This window comes from Acidimicrobiia bacterium (assembly GCA_029210695.1).
Taxonomy (GTDB): domain Bacteria; phylum Actinomycetota; class Acidimicrobiia; order Spongiisociales; family JAHEDJ01; genus JAHEDJ01.
In genome coordinates this window covers 1-4,466 of sequence record JARGFH010000118.1, presented here as the reverse complement: position 1 = coordinate 4,466, position 4,466 = coordinate 1, and the positions used below count along the sequence as shown (strand labels likewise).

General features: G+C 62.1%; 3 protein-coding genes. 2 read left to right on the top strand and 1 reads right to left on the bottom strand.

What is annotated here, in order from left to right; all coding sequences use genetic code 11:
• Nucleotides 1-582: 582 nt before the first annotated feature.
• Nucleotides 583-1,575 carry a hypothetical protein gene (locus P1T08_18325; GenBank protein ID MDF1598032.1) on the bottom strand — a complete coding sequence of 331 codons (993 nt, stop codon included), beginning with the start codon at nucleotides 1,573-1,575 and terminating at the stop codon, nucleotides 583-585.
• 779 nt (nucleotides 1,576-2,354) lie between these two features.
• Between P1T08_18325 and P1T08_18320 the strand changes: the two genes are divergently transcribed.
• Nucleotides 2,355-2,822, top strand: a complete 468-nt coding sequence (locus P1T08_18320; protein ID MDF1598031.1) for a DUF1801 domain-containing protein — start codon at nucleotides 2,355-2,357, stop codon at nucleotides 2,820-2,822.
• A gap of 227 nt (nucleotides 2,823-3,049) precedes the next feature.
• Entirely contained in the window at nucleotides 3,050-4,369 is a 1,320-nt protein-coding gene (locus P1T08_18315) for a serpin family protein (protein MDF1598030.1), read from the top strand.
• Nucleotides 4,370-4,466 lie beyond the last annotated feature (97 nt).

Genomic DNA, 4,466 nt, shown 5'->3' with positions numbered 1-4,466 from the left:
CACTACGCTCAACTAGCCACCACAGGGTAAGCAAGGAAACCAAACAAAACGGTCTCCATCAAACCCAGGGCGACTCATTCGTAGGGTGGAAGCTCAACCGGCCAGACCTTCGACATGTCAATCCTGTGGCGATACCACCAACCCCGAGTACCTAATCCTCCGGATCCGTGATTTGCTGGTTTTTGAAATGCCTCACATTCGGATTGCCGTGCGTTGTCCTCGATGTAGTAGTGAGCGAACCCTCCTTCAGTCCTATCCGCTCAACATCTCGTTGGGAGTCTCTGAGCAAGTGCACCTGCTCGAAGAGGTATGGGAGAACGAGACTGGCCTTCCGGTGTTTCTCGAGCCTCCTGACGACCCTCTTGCCGGTGTACGTGAGCCACGGCGACCTGCTCCAGGCGCCGATTCAATGGGCATAACGCTCACTCCACCGACATAAGCATTGCCAAGGCCCCAACCTGCGCTCTGGTCGACGGTTCCATGCTGCCCTTCTCCAATCACCGAAGTGAGGATATGGGGCACTCGGCGGAGTGGGCGCTTCCACTCCATATTCGGCGATCTGGGATGGGCGACTCCCGCAGGCTAATTCCGGGGAGCCACCGGAAGTGTCCGGCCATCAAACAACCGGGTATCGCCAAGCGGTGTCGGGAGTACGACGGTGATCGGATACCAAGGATTCTCGGGACACAGACCGCCGCTCGACGCGACGAGCACGGTGAGAGCGAGGCCGCCCTCCGTTTCGGTCACCAGGACGTCAATGTCCCTGTCAGAAGGGACCTGGCCGCTCGCGCAGTTTCGTTCGTGGATCAGGATCGGCAATCGAGTTGAGGTCGGATCCGGCCCGGCAAGGTGGTCGAGTTTCCAATCAGCGGGATTAGGGGGGAGCAGGAGCCCACTCCAAGTCTCATCAAGTACATAGTTGTTGATCGTCGTCCAGTCGCGTCCGATCACTGCCTGGAGATACTCGTCGGGCCAGAGGGGAATCGTGCTGCTTGCTCCGGTTGGAGCGTCGAGCTGTGACACGGTTGGGTCACACCAAGCGGAACTCAGAGCCTCCCACTGGTCGTCACGGTGGACGAAAGCAACGAAGCCGTACTGACCCGGGTAGAGGTCCGGCCAGTCCGGGTGCTTCGGGTAACCGAGAAGCGTCACCGTCTTTGCGGTCTCGGAGACAACCACCCAGTCGTAGATCTCGTAGAAGCTGTCCTGATCAACCCCGGGCGGGCCCGCTCCTGCAAGCAGACCATCCACGTCGACCGTGGGTTCTGTGATCGCCTCGGGTGGCTTCGAATCGGGAAAGATGACGAACCCGCACACGTATGTCGTTGATGCATCGGTGGCGACTACGAGACGACGGCCCGACTCGTCGGCCGGATAGCCCTCGGGAGTGGTCGGAGAGGTAGTTGATGTCGTGATCGCCAATGACGATGTCGTGGCCGGGACGGACGAGGTGGTCGTGTCCAGAGCGACTGGTTGATCCACCACCCCTGTGCTCACCGAGCCGGATTCAACCCGGCCGCATGCAGTGGTGAGCAAGGCAGTCAGCACGATGATCGCTGAACCTCGCAACAGCATCGAGCAACGATACACACGCCGCGGGAAACCAACGGCGATAACGCAAGTTCTACCCCTCTCTCCCCGGACGCACAGGTCACTAGTCCTCCCGCGCGATATCGCACGCCCACCAGCGCTCTGGAACCGGCAGATCGGCTCGTCTGACCAAGCGACGTTCGCCACGGTGGGTGGCTTGTGTCGGCCGACGACCCGAGCGCAGCAGTGCCGATCCCGCGCACTCGGCCAGATGCTCGTTTCTGCTCGGGATTTGGTGATCGGCGCTGGGCCTCGCGCGATATCAGTCTTCGGGTTGGTACTCGTGAGCCGCGATCGTCCAAGGTTCGCCTGACCCTGGCCGGTTGCGATGTGACCGAGCGGCAATGTCGCGAGGTCAGCCACGGAAGAGTTGCGTTCAATCACGTGCCACATGTGGGATGCGACGGCGGCTCGTGTCCAAGTCTCTGGGCGTGAAGCGATGAGTTCAGCCGTGAATCTAGGTATGCCCTACCGCCAGATCGCTCACCGCCCCGAGCGTTGTCGAGCGCCCGGCCCGACGAGCAGCATCCCGCAGGTCAGTAGCGCCCGGAAGTGCCGAGCGGCTCAGTCTGGCCAGGTGCTCGTTTCTACGCCCGATTGCTGACCGGTGCATCCGTACAGTGCCCCCCGCCTCTGGGTTAGAGCTTCCCGGCCGAGTCGGCAACGCTTCGACCCACACACTTGCGGGATCGGGCTCCCCAACCCCGACATGGCTCCCGTTTCCAGGACGGTGAAGACCCTCGACCGATTGGTACTGTGCACCCATGAGGAGCACCGATCGCGCCGCCGCCCAACGCATCATCGATGACGTGGCCCACGAGGGTCGCCGCCGCGACGCCCAGGACCTGATGGTCCTTGTCGCCGGCATCACTGGCGAGGAGCCAAAGGTGTGGAACGCCAACACCATCGGGTACGGGCAATACCACTACCGGTACAAGACCGGCCAGGAGGGCGACTTCTTCACCGTCGGATTCTCGCCGAAGAAGGACCGCATCACCCTCTACATCATGTCGGGCCTAAGGGGCTTCGACGACATCCTTGACCGGCTCGGCCCACACACGACTGGTAAATCGACCGTCCATCTCAAACGTCTCGGCGACGTCGACCGCACGGTCCTCGCCGAGCTGATAACCGAATCCGTGGCCCACGTCGAAGCGGTCGAACGTTCAATGGGCGCGATTCCGCGAATGAGCGACATCCCACCTCGGACCCCGCCAGATGCAGTCGACTGACCGAACAGGAACTCCGGTCCGACCACCCTGAATCGATCCGGCTGCGAGCCGGTGCGGAGCCTCCGCCTGAGAAACCTGTTGCCGCACTCGTACGTGCCGCTATGCGTGGTTTCAGATGTGGTGCGTTCTCGCTCGGTATCAGCTGGTCTGTGTGGTTTCGTAGTTGTATCGGCGCCAGGAGGTGTGGCTTGCGGGAACCTTTGGGCGGGATGAGGCGTCTCAACACCATGAGAGGTCCCGTCGCGACGCTGGTGGCGCTGTTGTTGTTGGTCGCTGCGTGCGCGGAGGGAGCGGGGCCTGGGGAAATCGATTCGACGCGTCCTGCGCCTGGTGTCTCACCGTCTTCGGTTACCACCTCCGCAGGGGGCGTTGAACCCGTGGGTGAGCCGGTTGTCCTGGTTCCCAGTTCGGGGGTAGAGCGTTCGACGCCGGTTGGCGACGCCCCCGTCGCGGACCTGACGGCTGGGTTCAACAACGCCGGGTTCGAGTTGTGGCGCACGCAGCCGCTGGATGGGAATCTGGTGTTCAGCCCGGCCAGCATCGGGCACGCCTTGTTGATGGCCCGCGCAGCCGCCGACGAAACCACGGGTACAGCGATCGACGAGGCGTTCGCTCTGCCCGCCGGGCCCGCGGCACACCAAGCGTGGAACGCCACCGATCAGCTGATCGCCGGGTCTGCTGATGCCGAGGGTGAAATCACGATCAGGGTCGCCGATCGGATCTGGCCCCGGGTTGACGTGACACCTGACCAGACGTGGGTTGATTTGCTCGCTGCCGAACACGGGGCCACCACCGAAACACTCGATTTTGCTGGTGATCCCACCGGCAGTCGCCAGATTATCAACTCGTGGGTAAGTGACCAGACTGAAGGACTGATCCCCGAACTCCTTCCAGAAGGGTTCCTCGACGATCAGACCGTCCTGGTCCTGACGGATGCCATCTACTTCAAGGCCCAATGGCAGACCATCTTCGGTAAATACCCAATCGTTACCGACGCCTTCACCCTCCTCGATGGCTCCACTGTGGAAGCGGAGTATCTGCGCGAGCTCGAACTCGCCGACCGTCGTGGTGAAGGCGACGGCTTCGTTGGCGCTGAGATCCCCTATGTAGGTGGTGAGTTCTCGATGTTGGTGATCGTTCCCGACCCAGGCCGGTTCGAGGAGATCCGGGATCGTATCGACCAGAACTTGCTGGAGGAGATCGACGCCAGTTTCACCACCGGACCCTACGAGCTGGTCATCCCCAAATGGAAGTCCACCACCCAGCTCGACCTACTCGCATGGCTCACCGAAATCGGTGCTGCTCCCGGCGCCTACCCTCGGATCACGCCGGATGCCTTCCTCGACGGCGCCGTGCATGGCGCCGACATCACGGTCGACGAATGGGGAACCGTTGCCGCTGCTGCCACTGCGCTCGGATTCGACGAATCAGGTCCACCCGAACCCGAACTGACCGTCAAAGCTGACCGGCCTTTCCTCTACCTCATCCGGCATCGCCCCTCTGGCGTCATCCTGTTCGCTGGCCAGGTCACGAACCCAGGCCCCTAAGCCCGGCCACCCGCACTCGGAAGTGCCGTTCGGGGACACTCGACGGAATGCTCGTTCGTGCGCTCGATTTGTCGATATCGATGGGTCTGAGCGTTGC

What these genes read in the sequence shown, in the direction of transcription:
- P1T08_18315 (MDF1598030.1), top strand. Translation starts at nt 3,050, where the DNA reads ATGAGAGGTCCCGTCGCGACGCTGGTGGCGCTGTTGTTGTTGGTCGCT.
- P1T08_18325 (MDF1598032.1), bottom strand. Translation starts at nt 1,575, where the DNA reads ATGCTGTTGCGAGGTTCAGCGATCATCGTGCTGACTGCCTTGCTCACC.
- P1T08_18320 (MDF1598031.1), top strand. Translation starts at nt 2,355, where the DNA reads ATGAGGAGCACCGATCGCGCCGCCGCCCAACGCATCATCGATGACGTG.